Source organism: Azospirillum sp. BE72, from assembly GCF_031455875.1.
Taxonomy (GTDB): Bacteria; Pseudomonadota; Alphaproteobacteria; order Azospirillales; family Azospirillaceae; genus Azospirillum.
Genome location: NZ_JAVDTO010000022.1, coordinates 47,593 through 67,091, shown reverse-complemented (window position 1 = coordinate 67,091; position 19,499 = coordinate 47,593). Strand labels below are relative to the sequence as shown.

Here is a 19,499-nt window from a genome sequence, read left to right as displayed (position 1 = left end):
CAGGGAGTCTCAAGTGGTCGTCGAAGAACGCACCTACGTCCTGCACACCGGCGCAAGCCTCGCCGAATATCTGCGCATCTACGAGACGGAGGGTCTGCCGGCGCAGAAGCCGATCCTCGGCGGTTTCCTCGGCTATTTCGTGACCGAGTTCGGCACCCAGAACCAGCTCGTCCATCTCTGGGCCTATGCCGACCTGGAGGACCGCCGCGCAAGGCGGGCGCGTCTGGCCGAGAACCCGCAATGGCAGGGCTGTCTGGCGAAGATCCGCCCGATGATCATGACCATGGAGAACCGGATCATGTATCCGACCGCCTTCTCGCCCATCCGCGAGCTGCCGGTCACGACCGGGCAGCCCGGCACCGCGCCGGCCTGATCCGGGAACGGCGGACGGGCACCGGAAGGGCTGCACGGCGACGCGCAGCCCTTCCCGCTCAGGCCGCCAGATCAGGCATCGAACAGCCGGACCGGTCGGCCGGTCGCCGCCGCCTCCTTCACCGCCAGGGTGGCGCGCAAGGTTTCGGTGGCGTCCGCTCCGTCGGCCAGCGGTGCCTCCCCGTCGCGGATCACGCGGGCGAAATGGGCAAGCTGCAGGGCGTAGGGATTGCCGGGCTTCAGCGGCAGCGCCGTCCGGGTGAAGGGGTCGAGCCAGCCGCGCCCGCCCTCGTAGCGCCAGAGTTCGAGGGTCGGCGCCGTCAGCGAGCCGTGGGTTCCCGAGAAGAAATGGGTGGGGACATGCTGGCGGGCGAATTGCGGGCTTTCGCCGGCGGTCATGTCCCAGCTCCACGGCGTCGCGGCGGCGTCCGACAGGCTGACGGTCGCCAGCGCCCCGTTGCGCAGCCGCAGCAGCACCGCGGCGGTGTCCTCCACCGCGAAGCCCCGGGTCCGGTTGGAGCTGGCCGCCTGCAGGCTCCCGATGTCGCCGCACAGGAAGCGCAGGGTGTCGATTTCGTGGATCAAGTTGATCAGGATCGGGCCGCCGCCCTCCTCCCGCCTCCAGGCGGCATCGAAATAGCCGTCGGGCTTGAGGAAGGTGTAGAGGATCGTCGCCGTCACCAGCGCGCCGAGATCGCCGCGCCCGATCACCTCGCGGGCCGTCCGCAGGATCGGGTTGTGGCGGCGGTGATGGCCGACCAGCAGCGGCACGCCGGCCCGTCCGGCGGCATCCGTCAGCCGCCTTGCCGCTTCCACCGTGTCGGCGATCGGCTTTTCCACCAGGACCGGGATGCCGCGCTCGACGCAGGCGATGCCGATCGGCGCATGGGTGGCGTTCGGGGTGGCGACGACGATCCCGTCCGGCAACATGCCGGAGTCCAGCAGCGAGCCGATGTCGGGATGATGCGGCACGCCGTGCCGTTCGGCGAGCGCACGGGCCTCATCGCCCGGATCGACGATGGCCGCCAGTTGGCAGGGATACCCGTCCCGCCGGGCTTCGGCCATGGCCTCGATATGCGTCTTGCCGATGACGCCGGCACCGGCGACGGCGATGCGAAGAGGAGACATGTGAGGATCCTCGATGGGGGCCCGGTGGCGGGCGGGAAAGCGATGATCCGGCCCGGTCCCAGGAAGTTCCGCCGCGGCCGGGCAGCACCGGTTGCACAGGGCGGGTTGGGAGATGTGGCGGACGCATCGCGTCAATTGACAGCATACGTAATATCAGCTTACATACTGATTGTTAGCTGTCAATATCGCCGGCATCGCGGACTGTCTGCCGGCCGACGGTTCCCTGGCGTCTTTCCGGGCTACGATAGGATTGTGGTTGGGATTGCGAAAGGAGACGCACGCGGGTCATGCGGGTTGTGCTACCGACGGCTTCCGTATGGGAGTATCACCGCAACATGAACAGGATCGACAGGTACGCGCATGGCCATGGATGAACTCTACGCCAAACCGGGACATCTTCTCCGGCGGGCCCAGCAGATCTCGACAGCCCTCTTTACGGAGGAGTGCGCGGTCTACGATCTCACGTCGGTTCAATATGCGGCTCTGGTCGCCATCGACGGGAATCCGGGGGTGGACGCCACCCGGCTTTCGGGCCTCATCGCCTTCGACCGCTCCACGCTCGGCGGCGTGATCGAGCGGCTGGAGGCCAAGGACCTCATCTATCGCCGCCCGAGCGAGGAGGACAAGCGGATCAAGCTCCTGTACCTGTCGCCGGCCGGCAGGGACATGCTGATCACAGTGACGGCGGCGGTCGAGCGGGTGCAGGAGCGCATCCTGGAACCTCTGCGGCCGGCCGACCGCAAGACCCTCATCCAGCTCCTGATCCAGCTGGTCAACCTGCACAACGACACCCTGCCATCGTCGCTGCGGCTGGTCGTCGACCGCGAGGCGGCGGCCGAGGACACGGGCGCACCGCCCGCCGTCACCGATGGAAACACGAAACGCGGCAAGGCCGCAGCCGGTCGGAAGGTCAAGCGACGATAACAGCCTTCGACCGCGCGGGAGGAAACGGAGAGCATACGGAATGGCACAAGTTACCGCGTGGGATGCCGAGGTCGATCTTCTCGTGGCCGGCGCCGGGCCGGGCGGCATGGCCGCCGCCCTGGTCGGCGCACTGGAAGGGCTGGAGGTGATGGTCTGCGAGAAGTCGGAGCAGATTGGCGGCACCGCCTCCACCTCCGCCGGAACGCTCTGGATTCCCGGCAACACGCAAAGCCGGCGGGCCGGCTACGACGACAGCCCCGAGCAGGCGGAGATCTACATGGACCGGCTGGTCGGCGGCACCAAGGGACGCGACCTGCGCAGCGTCTATCTGGAAACCGGGCCGGCGGCGATCGACTATTACGACACCCGCACCGACGTCCAGTTCCTGCCCTGCGGGCGCCATCCCGACTATCAGCAGAACATGGCGGGCGCGGCTGTCACCGGACGGGCGATCGTCCCCAAGCCGTTCGACGGCCGCCTGCTCGGCGAGGATTTCCGGCTGGTCCGGCCGCCCATCGGCGAGTTCATGATCTTCGGCGGCATGATGGTCGGCAAGGACGACATCCCCCGCCTGATCGGCCGCTTCAGGTCGGCGGCCAACTTCACCCATTCGGTCAAGCTGTTCCTGCGCTACCTGTCCGACCGGCTGAAACATCCGCGCGGCACGCGCATCGTCATGGGCAACGCGCTGGTGGCCCGCCTGTTCTACAGCCTGCGCAAGCACAAGGTGCCGATCCGGCTCGACACCGCCATCCGCGAGATTGTGCGCGAGGGCGGCCGCGTCGTCGGCGCGGTGGTGGAAAGCAACGGCCGGGCGCTGCGGGTGCGGGCCCGCAAGGGGGTGGTGCTGGCGACCGGCGGCTTCGCCCACAACACCGAGTTCCGCAAGGCCTTCATGCCGCAGCCGGTTCCCGTCCATTCGCTGGCCTGCGAAACCGACACCGGTGACGGCCTGACCCTGGCCCAGGCCATCGGCGCGAGGATCGACGGCGACCAGCATCGCGGCGGCGCCTTCTGGACGCCGGTTTCGGTGACGCGCAGGACGGGGACCTGGAGGGGGCTGTTCCCCCATCTGGCGCTGGACCGCGCCAAGCCCGGCCTGATCGCGGTGAACGCCGCCGGCCGGCGCTTCGTGAACGAGGGCGCCTCCTACCACGACTTCGTGGAAGCCATGTTCGAAACGCACAAGCTGGTGCCGACCATGCCGGCCTGGCTGATCTGCGATGCCGCCTTCGTCGCCAAATATGGCATCGGCGTGGTGCATCCCGGCACCCGCAATCTGGCGCCGCACGAGAGGAGCGGCTATCTGACCACCGCCCCCACACTGGAGGATCTCGCGCGCAAGATCGGCGTCGATCCGGCCGGGCTGGCGGACAGCGTTCGCCGGCACAACGGCTTCGCGCTGACCGGCAGCGACCTGGATTTCGGCAAGGGCGACAGCGAACTGAACCGCTTCAACGGCGACCCGGAGAACCGCCCCAACCCCTGCCTCAAGCCGATCGAGACGGCCCCCTTCGTCGCCGTCGCGGTCTGGCCGGCGGAGATCGCCTGCAGCGCCGGATTGGCGACGGATGCCGACGGACAGGTGCTGGGCGAAGCCGGCGACCCGATTCCGGGGCTCTACGCCTGCGGCAACGACATGGCCTCGATCATGGCCGGCACCTATCCCGGTCCGGGGACGACGCTCGGGCCGGCTCTGGTCTTCGCCTACCGGGTCGCCATGCATGCGGCGGGCAAGAGCGGTGCCGCCGGCGGGGCGACCGGAGCCGCTGAGGAGCTGGACCGGGAGGAGCGGGCGGCGGCGCGCTGACGCCGCCCGCTCCGATCCGAAACCGCGTCACCCCGGGCGGGCGTCAGTCCGGCGTCCGCCCTCCACCGGGAAGCCGGGCCGAGAGCGGACCCGGCGCCCGCAGAACGGCGAGCAGCGCCTCGTTGCGCTGGCGGATCAGCGCCTCGCGCCCGCCGACCGACGCCTCCAACGCCTCGGCTCCGGCGACCAGCGCCCGCTTGCTGTCGGCGTCGAAGACCGGGGTGCCGAGATCGCCCCACCAGGAGCGGATGGGGGCGTCGAACACCTCCAAGAAGCGGGCCAGCCCGCCCGCCCCGCCTCCCAGATGGTAGGACAGCCCCTGCCCCAGCACCGCCCAGCGCGGTCCCGGCCCGGCGGCGATGGCGCGGTCGATGTCGTCGAGATCGCAGACGCCCTGCTCCACCAGATAGACCGCTTCGCGCCACAGCGCCGCCACCAGCCGGGTCGCCAGATGGCCGGCGATCTCCCGCCGCAGCACCACCGGCACCTTGCCGACCGCACAATAGACCGCTTCCGCCGCCACCACCGCCTCGGGCGCCGTCTGGCGGCCCGGCACCAGTTCGACCAGCGGCAGAAGATGCGGAGGGTTGAAGGGATGGCCGATCAGGATCCGGTCGGGATGGCGGGCCCCGTCCTGCAGGTCGCTCGGCATCAGGCCGGAGGTGCTCGACGCGATCAGGGTATCGGGCGGCACCACCGCCTCGACGGCGGCATAGATGGCGCGCTTGGCGGCCGGCGATTCCGGCCCGTTCTCCTGGACCAGATCGACGGCGGCCAGCGCGTCCCAGTCGCCGCCGGCCGCGGTCAGCCGATCCCAATGACTGCGCGGATCGCCGACGCCGAGCGCCGCCAGATCGCCGGCCGCCGCCTCGATGGCGGGGCGCAGGCGGGCCATCGCCTGCGGGTCGGAATCGACCACCGTCACGCGCCGTCCGGTGGCAAGGAAAAGGGCGGCCCAACTCGCTCCGATGGTGCCGGCCCCGACGATGCCGATGGACGCGGCGTCATGGCTGAACGCGCGGTTCATGGAGGACTCCTGCTTGTGAGTGGAAGGGCTTGTGAGTGGAAGGGGGTTTCCGGGGAATAGACCGATCCTACCCCTCAGGCGTCGATCCGCCGCATTGACATTCCGCTGAACCGATCTTCCAAAAAGCTGATTGACAGTACACTTACTGACAGATAGCTTTCTGACAGCATACTTACGAACTCGCCCGCGTAACGCGGCAGCCGGTGCATCGCCGATCGGATCGGCGGCCGTTCAGCGGGTGGCCTTTCAAAGACGGTCTTCCAGAGACAAGCGGACAGCCAAGGCGCGACCGGGGACGACGGTTCCTCTGCCGGATGGGCCCACAGGCGCGGCGACAGGCCGGATGCCGGACGCCTTCCCTGCCCCTTGGGCGAAGCTCCGCGGAAAAACAGAGGGAAAGGGACGCCATGACGTTTCCACTCGGTTCGACACCCTTCGCGTTGAAGGGCAAGCGCGTGCTCATCACCGGGGCGGCCGGCGGCATCGGCTCAGCCACGGCGAGGGCCTGCGCACAGTTGGGCGCCGAACTGGTGCTGACCGACATCCGCGACTGCTCGGCCCTGGCGGAGGAACTGGCGCCGGTCGGCGCCGGGGCCAGCGCCCATGTCTGCGACGTTCGCGACCGCGCCGCCATCGACGCGCTGGCCGAAACGGTCGGCGGAGTCGACGGGCTGGTGCTGAACGCCGGGGCCATCGCCTTCGACGATTGGGACTCGCTGGAGTGGGAGAACTCCTTCCACGAGATCATCCACGTCAACCTGCTGGCGCCGATGCAGTTCGCCCGCGCTTTCCTGCCGGGGATGCGGACGCGAGGCGGCGCGCGGATCGTGCTGATCGGCTCGGTCGCCGGCTGGACGGGCGGCACCCTGTCGACCACCGGGGCGCATTACGTCGTCTCCAAGGGCGGCGTCCACGCCTTTACCCGCTGGCTGGCCCGCCGCGCGTCGCCCGACGTCTGCGTCAACGCGGTCGCCCCCAGCGCCACGGCGACGGCGATGATCGCCGGCCAGCCCGCCCCGGCGGTCGCGGCGCAACTGGTGCCCCGCGTGGCCTCGGCGGACGAGATCGCCTGGCCGATCGCTTTCCTCTGTTCGCCCGCGGCCTCCTTCCTCAGCGGGGTCGTGCTCGACGTCAACGGCGGCGCCTACCTGCGCTGACCGGCACGAAAGGATCCGCCAAGATGGCGAACGCATTGCTGATCCAGGTCCTCAACGGCCTCGTCTACGGGGGCCTGCTCTTCATCGTGTCGGTCGGGCTGGTGCTGATCTTCGGCCTGCGGCGGGTGGTGAATTTCGCCCATGGCAGCCTGTTCATGATCGGCGCCTATGTCGGCTTCAGCATTTCGCTGATCGCCGGCTTCTGGGCCGGCATCCTGGGCGCCGCCGTGGTGCTGGCGATGGCGGGCGCGCTGCTCGACGTGTCGGTGTTCCGGCCGCTGCGCCGCCAGGATCCCATCGCCACCGTGCTCGTCACCTTCGGGCTGCTGCTGATCCTGGAGGATCTCGCCCACACCGTCTGGGGCAAGGAAACGCATTCCATGCCGCTGCCGGAGATGCTGGCGGGCAGTGTCAACATCCTGGGCGAACCCTTCCCGACCTACCGGCTGCTGGTGATCGCCGTCGCCGCGGCGGTCGGCATCGGGCTGGCGCTGTGGCTGCGCTTCAGCCGGGTCGGGCTGTTCGTCCGCGCCTCCAGCGTCGATCCGGTGACGACGGCGGTGCAGGGCGTCAACACCGACCGGGTCAGCGCGCTGGTCGTCGCCGTCGGCACCGCGCTGGCCGGCCTGTCGGGCACCATCGCCGCCCCGCTGCTGGCGCTGTCGCCGTCGATGGGCGGATCGATCCTGATCGAATCCTTCATCGTCGTGGTGGTCGGCGGGCTCGGCAGCTTCTCCGGCGCGCTGATCGCCGCGCTCGCCATCGGCCAGATCCACAATCTCGGCATCATCTACGTCCCCTGGGCGGCGACGATGGTGCCCTTCCTCCTGATGGTCGCGGTCCTGGTGTGGCGCCCGACCGGATTCGCAGGGAGCCACGTATGAGCCGCGCGACCATGAACCTCACCGGCACCCGCATCGCCCCTCCCCGCCTGTCGCACCTGTCCTGGCTGCTGCTTGCCCTGGCGCTGGCCGTCGGTTTCGGCCTTCCGGCGGTGGTCGCCTCGGTGCTCGTGCTGACGCTGCTGACGCAGGCGGTGATCGGCGGGATGCTGGCGGTCGGCGTCGGCTTCCTGATCCGCCAGAACGGCGTCGTCAGCTTCGGCCACGCCGCCTGGTACGGGGTGTCGGCCTACTGCTTCGGCCTGCTGCTGCGCCACGAGGTGGTATCGGCGGAGCTGGCGCTGGTGCTGGCGCTCGCCGTGCCGACGGTGACGGCCCTCCTGCTCGGGCTGGTGATCGTGCGGGTTCCCGGCGTCGCCTTCTCGATGCTGACCCTGGCCGTCGGGCAGGCCTTCCACGAATTCTCGATGAAGGCGCAGGGCGTCACCAACGGAGACGACGGCTTCGCCATCCCGCTGCCCGACACCCTGTTCGGCCTGCCGATCTCCACCGTGCAACAGCCCGACACGATGTTCGTCCTGTGCTGGAGCATGCTGGCGCTGGTGATCTTCGGGCTCTACGTCACCGTGCGCAGCCCGTTCGGCCGGCTGACCGAGGCGATCCGCGAGAACGAGGAGCGCGCCCGCTTCATCGGCTACCGCACGGTGCTGCCGCGTGCCGTGACCTACGCCATCTCCGCCTTCGTGGCGGCGCTGGCCGGGCTTCTCTTCGCGCTCTACAACGGCTTCGTCTCGCCCGAGGTGCTGCACTGGAGCCTGTCCGGCTCGGCGCTGATCATGGCGGTCATCGGCGGTTCCCGGCTGCTGTGGGGACCGGCGCTGGGCGCTGTGATCTTCTTCTTCCTCAAGGACCTGGCCGGCAACCTGACCGAGCACTGGCCGGCGATGATCGGCGCCACCGTGATCGTCGTGACGGTGCTGATGCCCGCCGGCATCGCCGGCACCCTGACCGAACTCTTCGAACGCCTGCGCAGGACGGGAGGTGGAGCATGAGCGGCGGCGCCTATGCCATCGAGGGAACGGCGCTGACCCGGCCCTATGGCGGCTTCTTCGCGGTGAACAAGGTGGACATCGCGGTTCCCCACGGCGAGATCCGCGGCCTGATCGGCCCGAACGGTGCCGGCAAATCGACGCTGATCGACGTGCTGTCGGGCCGGGCCGCCGTCTGGTCGGGCCAGGTGAAGATGGACGGCCGCGACATCGGCGCACTGGGCGCGCAGGAGCGCCGCCGCCAGGGCATGGCCCGCTCCTTCCAGAAGACCAACATCTTCCCCGAACTGTCGGTGCGCGAACAGCTCGACATCGCCGCCCGCAAGGCCGAGAAGCCCAACGTCGAGGAGGTGATGGACGAGCTCGGCCTGAGCGAACTCGGCGCCGCGCGGGCGCGCGACATCGCCTACGGCGAGCAGCGCCGGCTGGATCTGGCGCTGGCGCTGATCGGACGGCCGCGCGTTCTGCTGCTCGACGAACCGGCGGCGGGGCTGTCGATGCGGGAATCGCTGGGGCTGGCCACCCTGCTGCGCGATCTGGCACAGCGCTGGAAGGTCACGGTGCTGCTCGTCGAGCATGACATGGAGGTGGTCTTCTCCATCTGCGACCGCATCACCGTCCTGCAGCTGGGCCGCGTCCTGGCCGAGGGCACGCCCGACGAGATCCGGCGCTCGGCGGATGTCATCACCGCCTATCTCGGGAGTGCGGCATGAGCGAACTTCTGGCCTTCAGCAATGTCATCGCCGGCTATGGCGGCGCCCGCATCCTGCACGACCTGGATCTGCACATAGGCGCCGGCGAGCGGGTGGCCGTCCTGGGCCGCAACGGGGTCGGCAAGACGACCATCGTCAACGCCTTCCTCGGCATCGCCCGGCGCATGCAGGGCGAAATCCGTCTGGCGGGCAAAGCGGTGGACGACATCCGCCACTTCACCGCGGCGCGGGCGGGCATCTCGGTCGTGCCGCAGGGGCGCTGCATCATCCCCAACCTCACGGTGCGCGAGAACCTGATCCTCGGCGCCGCCGTCCGCCGCAAGGGGGCCTGGAGCATCGAGCGCATCTTCGCAATGTTCCCGATCCTCAAGGAGCGGGCCGACACGCCGGGAACCGCGCTGTCGGGCGGACAGCAGCAGATGCTGGCGATCGGCCGCGCCCTGATGGCGAACCCGCATCTCCTGGTGCTCGACGAGCCCAGCGAAGGGCTGGCCCCAGTCATCGTCGACGAGCTGGCCGAGAATCTGCGGCAGGTCGCGGCGGGCGGCACCAGCCTGCTGATCATCGAACAGAACTACAGCCTCGTCCGCCGGGTGGCCGAACGCTACTACGTGCTGTCCAAGGGCGAGGTGGCGGAACAGGGCGCGATGGCCGCCCTGACCAAGGAAAGCCTGAAGAAGCACATCGCGGTGTAACGCCCTTTCCCGCCCCATCGCCCCCGTCCCCATGCTCGCCGCTTCGATGCACCCCCTCTCTCAAGGGGGCGGGGGACGGTGCGCGCAAAACGATCAACGAACAGAACATGGAGGAAACGATGACCAGGACGAACAGCCTCAAGCTTCGCGCCCTCGGCGCTGCCAGCGCGCTGGCCCTCGCCCTGTCCGGCACCGCCCACGCGCAGGACATGCTGAAGATCGGCGTGCCGACCGCCATGTCCGGCACCTACGCCGACCTCGGCAACCAGGCCAAGCGGGCCGTTGAGTTCGCCATCGCCGAGGCCAATGCCAAGGGCGGCGTCGCCGGCCACAAGGTCGAGGCCAAGTTCCTCGACACCGAAGCCAAGCCCGACCTCGCCCGCAAGCAGTCCGAACGGCTGGCGCTGGAAGGCTACAAGGTGCTGACCGGCGTCATCGCGTCGGGCGAGGCGCTGGCCATCGCGCCGATGCTCGACCGCTGGGACGCGCTGTACGTCGCCACCGTCACCAAGAGCGACAAGATCACCGGCGACGCCTGCGTCCGCCGTGCCTTCCGCGTCAACCACCAGGACGCGCAGGACGCGGCGGTGGTCAAGCCGTGGCTCGCCGGCCGCAAGGAACAGAAGTGGGCGATCATCGGCATGGACGGCGCCTGGGGCCGCGGCTCCGGCGCCGGCTTCAAGGAGGCCGCCGGAGCCAACGGCAAGACGGTCGTCGCCGAAGTCTATCCGCCACTGGGTGCCACCGACTACGCCGCCTACATCCAGCAGATCAAGGCGTCGGGCGCCGAAGGGCTGTGGGTGGCGCTGGCCGGCCGCGACGCCGTCAGCTTCGCCACCCAGGCGCGCCAGTTCGGCCTGCTCGACAGCGTCTTCACCGCCGGGGTCAGCTTCGTCACCGACAATACGGTGCAGGCGATGGGCGAAACCGCCAAGGGCATCCACGGCATCATCAACTACAGCTCGACCCTCGACACGCCGGAGAACAAGCGCTTCGCCGACGCCTGGGCCAAGCACTACAACGGCGACCTGCCTTCCAACTTCGAGGGCGAGACCTATCTCGGCATGCAGGTCATCTTCCAGGCGGTGGAGAAGGCCAAGAGCGTCAAGCCGATCGACATCGCCCGCGCGATGAGCGGCGCCAGCTTCAACACCATCCTCGGCACGGTGGCCTTCCGGCCGGAGGACAACCAGCTGATCCTGCCCAACTATTTCGGCCATGTCGCCGAGGTGGACGGCAAGCTGCGCCCCCTGGTGACGATGTCCTTCCCGGCCGAGCAGGCGACCCCCGCCCCGTCGGGCGCCTGCAAGCTGCAGAAGCTCTGACCGTCCCCACGCTCTCCCTTCAACCGACAGGAGCCGGCGCATGTCCGCTCAGGCATTTCTGGAAAGCCGCTTCGGGCTCGGCGGTTCGGTCTTTCTCGTCACCGGCGGCGCGGGCGGCATCGGCTTCGCCGCCGCCCGCGCCGCGGCCTGTGCCGGCGCCCGCGTCGCCATCAACGACCTCGACGCGGATCGGTCGGAACAGGCCGCGGCCACCCTGCGCGACGAGGGGCTGGAAGCGATGGCCGTGCCCTTCAGCGTCACCGATCCGGCGGCGGCGCGGGCCGGCGTCGCGGCGGTGCTCGACCGCTGGGGCCGCATCGACAGCCTGTTCAGCAACGCCGGCAACCAGAACCGCAAGCCGTTCCTGGACTACCGGCCGGAGGAATGGGCGGCGCTGTGGCGGACCCACGTCGACGGCGCCTTCAACCTTTGCCAGGCGGTGCTGCCGACGATGGTGGAGCGGCGCAGCGGGCGCATCGTGCTGATGTCGTCGGTCGCGGCGTTCGGCTCGCGCGGCACCATCAGCGCCTATGGCACCGCAAAGGGCGGGCTGGCCGCCATGACGCGGGCGCTGGCCGTGGAGTACGGGCCGCTCGGCATCTCCTGCAACGCCATCGCCCCCGGTTTCGTCGCCACCGGCTTCACCGTGGCGATGCAGGAGAACGCGGCCTTCCAGAGCTACATCGAGAGCGACGTACCGGCCCGCCGCTGGGGAACGCCCGACGACATCGCCGGGGTGGCGGTCTTCCTCGCCGGCCCCGCCGGCGGCTTCATCAACGGACAGGTCATCCCCGTGGACGGCGGGCTGCTCGCCACGCTGTGAAAGACCAGAGATCACGCAGAGGAACACACACATGCCCGACCGTCCCATCCTGATTGCCGGAGGCGGCATCGGCGGTTTGGCCGCCGCGCTGGGGCTGGCCCGCAAGGGCTTCCGCTCGATCGTGCTCGAACAGGCCCCCGAACTGGGGGAGATCGGCGCCGGCATCCAGATCGGCCCCAACGCCTTCCACGCCTTCGATTATCTCGGCGTCGGCGACGCCGCGCGGGCCAAGGCCGTCTACATCGACCATCTGGTGCTGATGGACGCCATCCGCGACGAGCGCATCGCCGCCATCCCGCTCGATGAGCCGTTCCGCCGGCGCTTCAAGAATCCCTATGCCGTCGTCCACCGCGCCGACCTGCACATGGTGCTGCTCGACGCCTGTCGGACCAGCGACCTGATCGAGCTGCGCACCAGCTCGTCGGTGGAGCGCTACGAGCAGGACGGCGCGTCCGTAACCGTGACGCTCGGCAACGGCGGGCGGCTGACCGGCTCGGCGCTGATCGGCGCCGACGGGCTGCGCTCCAAGGTGCGGGCGCAGGTGGTCGGCGATGCCCAGCCGCGCGTGTCGGGACACACCACCTTCCGCTCGGTGATCCCGACCGAGCAGATGCCGGAGGATCTGCGCTGGAACGCGGCGACGCTGTGGGCCGGCCCGAAATGCCACATCGTCCATTACCCGCTGAAGGGCGGCAAGGTGTTCAACCTCGTCGTCACCTGCCACAACGACGCCGCCGAGGCGGTGGCCGGCGTGCCCGTGACGAGGGAAGTGGTGTACGAGGGCTTCAGCCACATCGCCGACCGTCCCAAGCAGATCATCGAGCGTGGCGAGAACTGGAAGCTGTGGGTGCTGTGCGACCGCGATCCGACGCCCAACTGGGTGGATGGCCGCGTCGTTCTGCTGGGCGACGCCGCCCACCCGATGCTGCAGTATTTGGCCCAGGGCGCCTGCATGGCACTGGAGGACGCGGTCAACCTCTCCCACCACATGGCGGAAACCGGGGGCGATCTGGAGGCGGCCTTTCCGGCCTACAACCGCGACCGCTTCGCCCGCACCGGCCGGGTCCAGCTCAATTCCCGCCTGATGGGCGAATATGTCTACCACCCCGCGAACGGGCAGGCGGCGCTGCGCAACGCCATTCTCGGCAATTCGACCCGCGAACAGCATTACGACCGCGTCGCCTGGCTCTATGGCGTGACCGGCCTGGGCGCGGCCATCTGACAGAAAGGACCGAACGTCATGTCGATTTCCGGACCCCCCGCCGACACGCCCGAGCGGCAGGCCTATTACGACAAGATCAGCAAGCGCAACCTGAACCCTCTGTGGTCGGTGATGGGCGCCATCATCACCCGCGAGCCGCGCAGCGCCTGCCTGCCCCATCTGTGGAACTTCGCCGAGATGAAGGAGCTTCTGCTGGAGGCGGGCTCCCTCATCACCGCCAAGGAGGCGGAGCGCCGCGTGCTGATGCTGGAGAATCCCGGCATGCCCGGCCAGAACCGCATCACCACCTCGCTCTATGCCGGTCTTCAACTGGTATTGCCCGGCGAGGTGGCGCCGGCCCACCGCCACAGTCAGTCGGCCGTGCGCTTCGTGCTGGACGGCGCCGGGGCGCACACCTCGGTGGACGGGGAGCGCACCATCATGCAGGTCGGCGACTTCGTCATCACGCCGCCGCGCGCCTGGCACGATCACGGCAACCACAGCGACGAGCCGATGATCTGGCTCGACGGGCTCGATATCCCGACCGTCTCCTTCTACGACGCCTCCTTCGCCGAAACCTATCCGGAGGACGAGCAGCCGCTGACCCGGCCGGTCGGCCATTCGCTGGCGCGGTTCGGCGCCAACATGCTGCCGGTCGATTACGAGGCGGACCAGCCCTCCTCCCCCATCTTCAACTATCCCTACGCCCGCACCCGCGAGGCGCTGGAGACGATGCGCCGCCAGCAGGACTGGGATCCCTGCCACGGGCTGAAGATGCGCTTCGTCAATCCGGTGGACGGCGGCTCGCCGATGCCGACCATGTCGGCCTTCATGCAGCTTCTGCCCAAGGATTTCGCCACCAGCGCCTACCGCAGCACCGACGCCACCATCTTCGCGGTGGTCGAGGGGCGCGGCACCACCACGATCGACGGCCAACCCTTCGCCTGGGGGCCGAAGGACGTGTTCGTGGCCCCGAGCTGGAAATGGGTGACCCATCACGCCAGTGAGGATGCGGTGATCTTCAGCTATTCCGACCGCATCGCCCAACAGAAGCTCGGCCTGTGGCGCGAGGACCGCGGCAATCGCGTGAAGGATTAAGCGGATGATGATGGAGGTCTACGGCTATTTCCGGTCGTCCGCGGCCTACCGGCTGCGCATCGCGCTCAACCTCAAGGGGCTGACCGGGGAGCAGCACTTCATCCACCTGCGCCGGAAGGAGCAATCCTCGCCGGGCTATCTGGCCGTCAATCCGATGGGGCTGGTGCCGGCGCTGGTCGAGGACGGCAGGGCGCTGACCCAGTCGCTCGCCATCATCGAATACCTGGACGAAACGCACCCGGCGCCGCCGCTGCTGCCGGGCGATCCGTACGGCCGCGCCTGGGTGCGGTCGGTGGCGCTGGCCGTCGCCTGCGACATCCATCCGGTCAACAATCTGCGCATCCTGAACCACCTGCGCGACGGCCTGGGCCAGGACGAGCCGGCCCGCAACGCCTGGTACGCCCATTGGGTGGCCGAGGGTTTCCGCGGGCTGGAAGCGATGCTGGAGGCAAGCCCGCGGCCCGGTGCCTTCTGCTTCGGCGACCAGCCGACGCTGGCCGACATCTGCCTCGTCCCGCAGGTCTTCAATGCCGAGCGGATGAACTGCCCGCTCGACGCCTATCCCACCATCCGCCGCATCGTCGCGGCTGCGCGCGCCCTGCCCGCCTTCCAGGCCGCCGAACCCGGCCGCCAGCCCGACGCCGACTGACACCACTCCATTGAAGGAAGCATCGACTTGACCAGCTATGTCTTCGATCCGGCACCGCTCCCCGCCGCACCGGTTCGCGGCACCGACGCCCGTTACCCCATCAACCGCATCTTCTGCGTCGGCCGCAATTACGAGGCTCATGCGCGCGAGATGGGCGTGCAGGTCGACCGCGAGGCTCCGTTCTACTTCACCAAGTCCCCCTCCACCTATGTCCCGTCCGGGGCGACCGTCGCCTATCCTCCGGCGACCGAGAACTACCATTACGAGATGGAACTGGTCGTCGCCATCGGGAAGCCGGGATTCAGCATCGCGCGGGAACGGGCGCTGGACGTGGTTTACGGCTATGCCTGTGGCCTCGACATGACCCGGCGCGACCTGCAGCTCGCCGCCCGCGCCAAGCAGCGGCCCTGGGACATCGGCAAGGATTTCGAGGACTCCGCCGTACTGTCGGAGATCGTGCCGGTGGCCGATTGCGGCCACCCGACGAGCGGCACGCTGGAACTGCGCGTCAATGGCGAGACGAAGCAGTCGTCCGACCTGACCCTGCTGATCTGGTCGGTGCCGGAGCTGATCGCCCATCTCTCCACCCTCTATCATCTGCAGCCGGGCGACCTGATCTACACCGGCACGCCGGAAGGCGTGGGCGCGGTCAAGACCGGCGACCGCATCGAAGGATCGGTCGCCGGCGTCGGCGGCATCGCCCTGACCATCGCGTGACCGGCTTCCCGATCCTCGGCTGACATCCTCCACTCCCCGCCGATCTGCGATCGGCGGGGATTTTTCATACGGTCCCCGGCGGCGGATGCCCCGGCTATTGTCGAGGAGAGCGCCCTTGGCCGGGTGTTGTCAACTTGACCAACCAAGGGCGCAATAAGGACGAGCAGCCCCGCTGCTGGGTCGTTGGTCAGCTGACCTGGGCGAGGCCGGTCACCTCGCGCCAACCGGCGAGGGCGCGAGCGCGGGCGGCGCGGTACTCGGAAGCAGAGATCAGGTGGCGGCGCAGTTGGAAGTGATTGTGGATCCGGCTGTGGATGGAGAGAAACCGCTGGGCCTGCCGGGAGGATTTGAACCGCTTCATCTGCCGCTCGCGCCGTCGGGTCGGCTGATGCGAGACTTCGCAGCGATTATTCAGGTATCGACTTTGCCGATGCTCGCTGCCGAGCTTCATCTCCCTCTTCGCTGCCGCGTAGGATTTCAGCTTGTCCGTAACCACGACCCGTGGCGCATAGCGCAGTCCTTTCAGCAATTTGCGGAAGAAGCGCTTGGCCGCCTTGGTATTGCGCCGGCTCTGGACCAAGATGTCCAGCGCCACCCCGTTCTGGTCAACGGCGCGCCGGAGATAGTGCTGTTTGCCGCGGATGCGGATGAAGACCTCATCCAGGAACCACTTGTCGCCCGGCTTGGGGCGGCGGCGCTTGAGGGTGTTGGCGAAGTCGCGCCCGAACCGGAGACCCCATTCCCGGATGGTCTCGTAACTGACCTCGATGCCGCGCGCCGCCAGCATCAGCTCGACCTCGCGCAGGCTCAAGCTGAAGCAGTGGTACAGCCACACCGCTTCGCTGATGATCTCGGCCGGAAAGCGGAAGCCGCGATAGGGATTGGACGTCGTGCTCATGCTTGCCAGCCTGCCACGCCGGAGCGACCAACGCCAACCTGACAACGCCCATGGTCTGCGTCCGGACGGTGCGCAGGGTGCGGCGGGAGACCAGGTGGCGCTGAGGGGTGGAGGTGTTGTTGACGGCGGCGTACAGAGAGACGAAGCGCTGGGCTGAGCCTAGAGACTTGAAGCGCTGCATCTTCATTGCGCGTCGCCGGAGCGGCTGGTGCGAGACTTTGGCCCGGTTGTTCTCGCGCCGGCCTTGTTCATGGTGTGCCGTCAGGCCGATCTCACGAAACGCAGCCCCATAGGAGCGCAGCTTGTCGGTGGAAACCCAGGCCGGGGCAGAGCCCTGCTTCTTGAGCAGCGTGCGCATCAGCTTGCCGGCCGCCGCCTTGCCCCGTCGGCGCTGGATGAAAACCTCCAACACCTCGCTCTCATCATCGACGGCCGTCCACAGGTACCTGTACTGGCCCCGGTGAAACCGCGCCAGGCTTCCCGAGCGGGAAACTTTCGGTCCCCGACTCTGTCAAGCCAAACATTCCTTCCCGCTCGGTAAGATATCGCCTTGACCCAGGCGAGAGGAGGCATCATCTTCCCGAGCGGGAAGAACGGAGCATGCCATGGAATTCATCGACACGCCGGGCCGCTTCGGCAGCCTCGTCCGCTCGCGACGACAGGCCCTCGGCATAACCCAGCGCGACCTCGCGCTGGCGGTCAACGTCGGCGAGCGGTTCATCGTCGATCTCGAAAGCGGCAAGCCGACGTGCCAGCTCGGCAAGGCCCTCGCCGTTGCCAGGGGCGTCGGCATCCGGTTGACCGACCAAGCCCCTGTTCCGTCTGCCGATACACTGCCCGACCTCGGCCCCGGCGATGCCTATCCAGACCTCCCCGACCTGGGAGACGAGGCGTGAGTACGCTTCCCGTCCATTACGAACATCTCGTCATCGGTGCTATCACCCTCGCCGATGAGGGGCCGTCCTTCGCCTACGACGTCCGCTGGCAAAACACCCGGGGGGCGTTCCCGGTATCGCTGGGGATGCCGCTTGGCGGGGGGCCCTTCGGCCCGGAGGTCCTGATGCCGTGGCTGGCCAACCTGCTGCCCGAGGACGCCAACCTGCTCGCCGTCGGGCGGAACCTCGGCGTCTCGCCGCAGGACGTCATCGGCATCCTTGAGCGGATCGGCCGCGACACGGCGGGAGCGCTGACCATCGGGCGTCTCCGCACGGGGGAGGTCCCCGATTACCGTCCGATCGACGGCGAGACCGAGCTTGAGAAGATCATCGAGGAGCTGCCGGCGAAGCCCTTCCTGGCGGGCGAGGACGGCGTGTCGATGTCGCTGGCCGGCGCCCAGGAGAAGCTGCCCGTCGCCCTGCTGCCGGACGGACGGATGGCAATTCCGGTCAACGGAGCGCCGTCCACACACATCCTGAAGCCCGACGCCCGCCGACGGCTGTGGGGCAGCGTGCAGAACGAGGCCCTCTGCATGACGCTCGCCCACCGTTGCGACCTGAAGACGGCGGCGGTGACGACGGGCAAGGCGGGAGAGCGGAGCTACCTTCTGGTGACCCGCTACGACCGGGTGCAGCGGGACGGGCGCTGGCTGCGCGTCCACCAGGAGGACTTCTGCCAAGCGCTCGGCAAGCCGCCTGGGGCGAAGTACGAGCGCAATCGCTCGGGCATCAAAGGGCCGCGGCTCGTGGACATGTTCAAGGTGGTGGACGACCACCTGACGGCGGCCGACCGCATGCGGCTGCTCGACGCCGTGGTCTTCAACGTGCTGATCTGCAACACCGACGCCCACGCCAAGAACTACAGTATCCTGCTGACTGGCCGGGGGGGCTCGCTGGCCCCGCTCTACGATCTCATGTGCGCGGCCGCGTGGGAGAACGTCACGAAGAACCTGTCGCAGACAATCGCCGGCAAGGATCGCGGCGATCATCTCAAGGGCCGCCATTGGCAGCGCATGGCCGACGAGTGCGGCTTCAACCGAACGATGATCCTCCGGCGGATCGAGACGGTCGCGGAACGGGTCCGGCGGAAGCTGCCCGAGGCGGTCGCAGCGGTCAGGACGATGCCGGGCGGGGACCACCCGCTGCTGGGCGAGTTCGCCGCGGCGATCGAGGCTCGCTGCCGGACCGTCGTGCGGCTCCTCGCCCACGTCGAGGAAGATGCCGAGGACGAGCATCCGCGGTGAGACCGCCGGGCAGGCACGGGCACCGGCAGGGACGGCCGCCGAAGATTGTGGTGCCGGAGCCCGAGGAACTGCTGGCTGAACGCGGCATCGAGGTGTCTTACGAGACGGTCCGGCGTTGGGTGGTAAAGTTCGGGCCGACCATCGCCGGCAACTTGCGGCGCCTCCGGCCGAAACCCAGCCCGCGTTAGCATTTGGACGAGATGGTGATCAGGGTCAGCGGAAAGCTGATGTACGTGTGGCGGGCCGTCGATGACGAAGGCGAGGTGTTGGAGGTGCTCGTCCAGCGCCGACGCGACAAGGCTGCGGCTTTGAAGGTGATGCGCAAGCTGCTGAAGAAGTATGGCTTCGCCCCCACCCAGGTCATCACCGACAAGCTCCGGTCCTACGGGGCTGCCTTCCGCCAACTCGGTCTGACCGCCCACTATGAACAAAGGTGCCGAACAAACAACCGCGCCGAAGTCTCACACCAGCCGGTGCGGCGACGAGAACGCAAGATGCAGCGGTTCAAATCATCGGGTTCCGCCCAGCGCTTCGTCTCTCTTCATGCCGCCGTCCACAACACCTTCAACCTCCAGATCCACTTGGTCTCCCGCCCCACCCTGCGCACCTTTCGGGCGCAGGCAATGGCCGAGTGGCTGGCCGCGACCGCGGCGCCGTGACGCAGTTGGCGGATGCCAGGTTCTTTGCAGGCCGGTTCAGTTCGCGTGACAATGCCCGGCGCGTGCCTCCCGAAGGCGGACCTGCGGCCGGGTTCCAGTCAAGGTTATAGAGATGGTCAGTAAAGGTTATTGAGGTCGAAGGGACACCGGCGACACGCATCAGTTCACGTTATTGCGACCAGGATTCCGGCTGAAGCAGATTCAGTAAAGGTTATTTCGCCAGCCGACACTAA

19 protein-coding genes and 2 pseudogenes are annotated in these 19,499 nt (G+C 68.4%); 17 read left to right on the top strand and 4 right to left on the bottom strand.

The window, feature by feature from the left end; all coding sequences use genetic code 11:
• Positions 1-13: 13 nt before the first annotated feature.
• The gene (locus tag J2Y49_RS29635; RefSeq protein WP_310119138.1) at positions 14-373 is read left to right on the top strand and encodes an NIPSNAP family protein; all 360 of its coding nucleotides are present in this window, start codon (positions 14-16) and stop codon (positions 371-373) included.
• Positions 374-444: 71 nt separating this feature from the next.
• On the opposite strand, the gene J2Y49_RS29630 is transcribed toward J2Y49_RS29635, so the two are convergent.
• Complete coding sequence (locus J2Y49_RS29630; RefSeq protein WP_310119136.1) at positions 445-1,500, bottom strand: Gfo/Idh/MocA family oxidoreductase; 1,056 nt, start codon at positions 1,498-1,500, stop codon at positions 445-447.
• Between the two features lie 360 nt (positions 1,501-1,860).
• On the opposite strand from J2Y49_RS29630, the gene J2Y49_RS29625 reads away from it, so the two are divergent.
• Both J2Y49_RS29625 and J2Y49_RS29620 read left to right on the top strand, forming a co-directional pair.
• On the top strand, positions 1,861-2,424 hold the full coding sequence (locus J2Y49_RS29625) for a MarR family transcriptional regulator (RefSeq protein WP_310119135.1): 564 nt from the start codon (positions 1,861-1,863) through the stop codon (positions 2,422-2,424).
• 40 nt (positions 2,425-2,464) lie between these two features.
• On the top strand, positions 2,465-4,234 hold the full coding sequence (locus tag J2Y49_RS29620) for an FAD-dependent oxidoreductase (protein ID WP_310119133.1): 1,770 nt from the start codon (positions 2,465-2,467) through the stop codon (positions 4,232-4,234).
• A 43-nt stretch (positions 4,235-4,277) separates the two neighbouring features.
• Here J2Y49_RS29620 and J2Y49_RS29615 read toward each other — a convergent pair whose 3' ends face one another.
• Positions 4,278-5,261 (bottom strand): 3-hydroxyacyl-CoA dehydrogenase NAD-binding domain-containing protein, encoded by a 984-nt coding sequence (locus tag J2Y49_RS29615; protein ID WP_310119130.1) that lies wholly within the window; start codon positions 5,259-5,261, stop codon positions 4,278-4,280.
• 407 nt (positions 5,262-5,668) lie between these two features.
• Here J2Y49_RS29615 and J2Y49_RS29610 point away from each other — a divergent pair, with 407 nt between their 5' ends.
• The 11 genes from J2Y49_RS29610 (at position 5,669) to J2Y49_RS29560 (ending at position 15,530) form a co-directional block, all read left to right on the top strand.
• Entirely contained in the window at positions 5,669-6,418 is a 750-nt protein-coding gene (locus J2Y49_RS29610) for an SDR family oxidoreductase (protein WP_310119128.1), read from the top strand.
• Positions 6,419-6,441: 23 nt separating this feature from the next.
• Positions 6,442-7,302: a branched-chain amino acid ABC transporter permease gene (locus J2Y49_RS29605; RefSeq protein WP_310119126.1), complete on the top strand. Its 861-nt coding sequence runs from the start codon at positions 6,442-6,444 to the stop codon at positions 7,300-7,302.
• Positions 7,299-8,312: a branched-chain amino acid ABC transporter permease gene (locus tag J2Y49_RS29600; RefSeq protein WP_310119124.1), complete on the top strand. Its 1,014-nt coding sequence runs from the start codon at positions 7,299-7,301 to the stop codon at positions 8,310-8,312. Before J2Y49_RS29605 ends, J2Y49_RS29600 begins: the two co-directional genes overlap by 4 nt.
• A complete protein-coding gene (locus J2Y49_RS29595) occupies positions 8,309-9,022 on the top strand; it encodes an ABC transporter ATP-binding protein (protein ID WP_310119123.1) in 714 nt (237 codons plus the stop codon). The genes J2Y49_RS29600 and J2Y49_RS29595 overlap by 4 nt, the downstream gene beginning before the upstream one ends.
• Complete coding sequence (locus tag J2Y49_RS29590) at positions 9,019-9,717, top strand: ABC transporter ATP-binding protein (RefSeq protein ID WP_310119122.1); 699 nt, start codon at positions 9,019-9,021, stop codon at positions 9,715-9,717. Before J2Y49_RS29595 ends, J2Y49_RS29590 begins: the two co-directional genes overlap by 4 nt.
• A 119-nt stretch (positions 9,718-9,836) precedes the next feature.
• Positions 9,837-11,042 carry an ABC transporter substrate-binding protein gene (locus J2Y49_RS29585; protein WP_310119120.1) on the top strand — a complete coding sequence of 402 codons (1,206 nt, stop codon included), beginning with the start codon at positions 9,837-9,839 and terminating at the stop codon, positions 11,040-11,042.
• Between the two features lie 40 nt (positions 11,043-11,082).
• Positions 11,083-11,865 carry an SDR family oxidoreductase gene (locus tag J2Y49_RS29580; RefSeq protein ID WP_310119119.1) on the top strand — a complete coding sequence of 261 codons (783 nt, stop codon included), beginning with the start codon at positions 11,083-11,085 and terminating at the stop codon, positions 11,863-11,865.
• A gap of 31 nt (positions 11,866-11,896) precedes the next feature.
• Complete coding sequence (locus J2Y49_RS29575; RefSeq protein ID WP_310119116.1) at positions 11,897-13,087, top strand: 3-hydroxybenzoate 6-monooxygenase; 1,191 nt, start codon at positions 11,897-11,899, stop codon at positions 13,085-13,087.
• An 18-nt stretch (positions 13,088-13,105) separates the two neighbouring features.
• Positions 13,106-14,164 (top strand): gentisate 1,2-dioxygenase, encoded by a 1,059-nt coding sequence (gene gtdA, locus J2Y49_RS29570; protein WP_310119115.1) that lies wholly within the window; start codon positions 13,106-13,108, stop codon positions 14,162-14,164.
• 10 nt (positions 14,165-14,174) lie between these two features.
• On the top strand, positions 14,175-14,813 hold the full coding sequence (maiA, locus tag J2Y49_RS29565; protein ID WP_310119164.1) for a maleylacetoacetate isomerase: 639 nt from the start codon (positions 14,175-14,177) through the stop codon (positions 14,811-14,813).
• 27 nt (positions 14,814-14,840) lie between these two features.
• Positions 14,841-15,530, top strand: a complete 690-nt coding sequence (locus J2Y49_RS29560; RefSeq protein WP_310119113.1) for a fumarylacetoacetate hydrolase family protein — start codon at positions 14,841-14,843, stop codon at positions 15,528-15,530.
• A 187-nt stretch (positions 15,531-15,717) separates the two neighbouring features.
• On the opposite strand, the gene J2Y49_RS29555 is transcribed toward J2Y49_RS29560, so the two are convergent.
• Both J2Y49_RS29555 and J2Y49_RS29550 read right to left on the bottom strand, forming a co-directional pair.
• Positions 15,718-16,428: an IS6 family transposase gene (locus J2Y49_RS29555; RefSeq protein ID WP_409017930.1), complete on the bottom strand. Its 711-nt coding sequence runs from the start codon at positions 16,426-16,428 to the stop codon at positions 15,718-15,720.
• A gap of 61 nt (positions 16,429-16,489) precedes the next feature.
• Positions 16,490-16,885, bottom strand: a pseudogene (locus J2Y49_RS29550) (DDE-type integrase/transposase/recombinase); the annotation flags it as partial.
• A 148-nt stretch (positions 16,886-17,033) separates the two neighbouring features.
• Here J2Y49_RS29550 and J2Y49_RS29545 point away from each other — a divergent pair.
• The 3 genes and pseudogenes from J2Y49_RS29545 to J2Y49_RS29535 form a co-directional block, all read left to right on the top strand.
• Entirely contained in the window at positions 17,034-17,324 is a 291-nt protein-coding gene (locus tag J2Y49_RS29545) for a helix-turn-helix domain-containing protein (protein ID WP_310119112.1), read from the top strand.
• Complete coding sequence (locus J2Y49_RS29540) at positions 17,321-18,607, top strand: type II toxin-antitoxin system HipA family toxin (RefSeq protein ID WP_310119111.1); 1,287 nt, start codon at positions 17,321-17,323, stop codon at positions 18,605-18,607. Before J2Y49_RS29545 ends, J2Y49_RS29540 begins: the two co-directional genes overlap by 4 nt.
• A gap of 62 nt (positions 18,608-18,669) precedes the next feature.
• Positions 18,670-19,266 (top strand): annotated as a pseudogene (locus J2Y49_RS29535) (IS6 family transposase); the annotation flags it as partial.
• Positions 19,267-19,499: the final 233 nt, after the last annotated feature.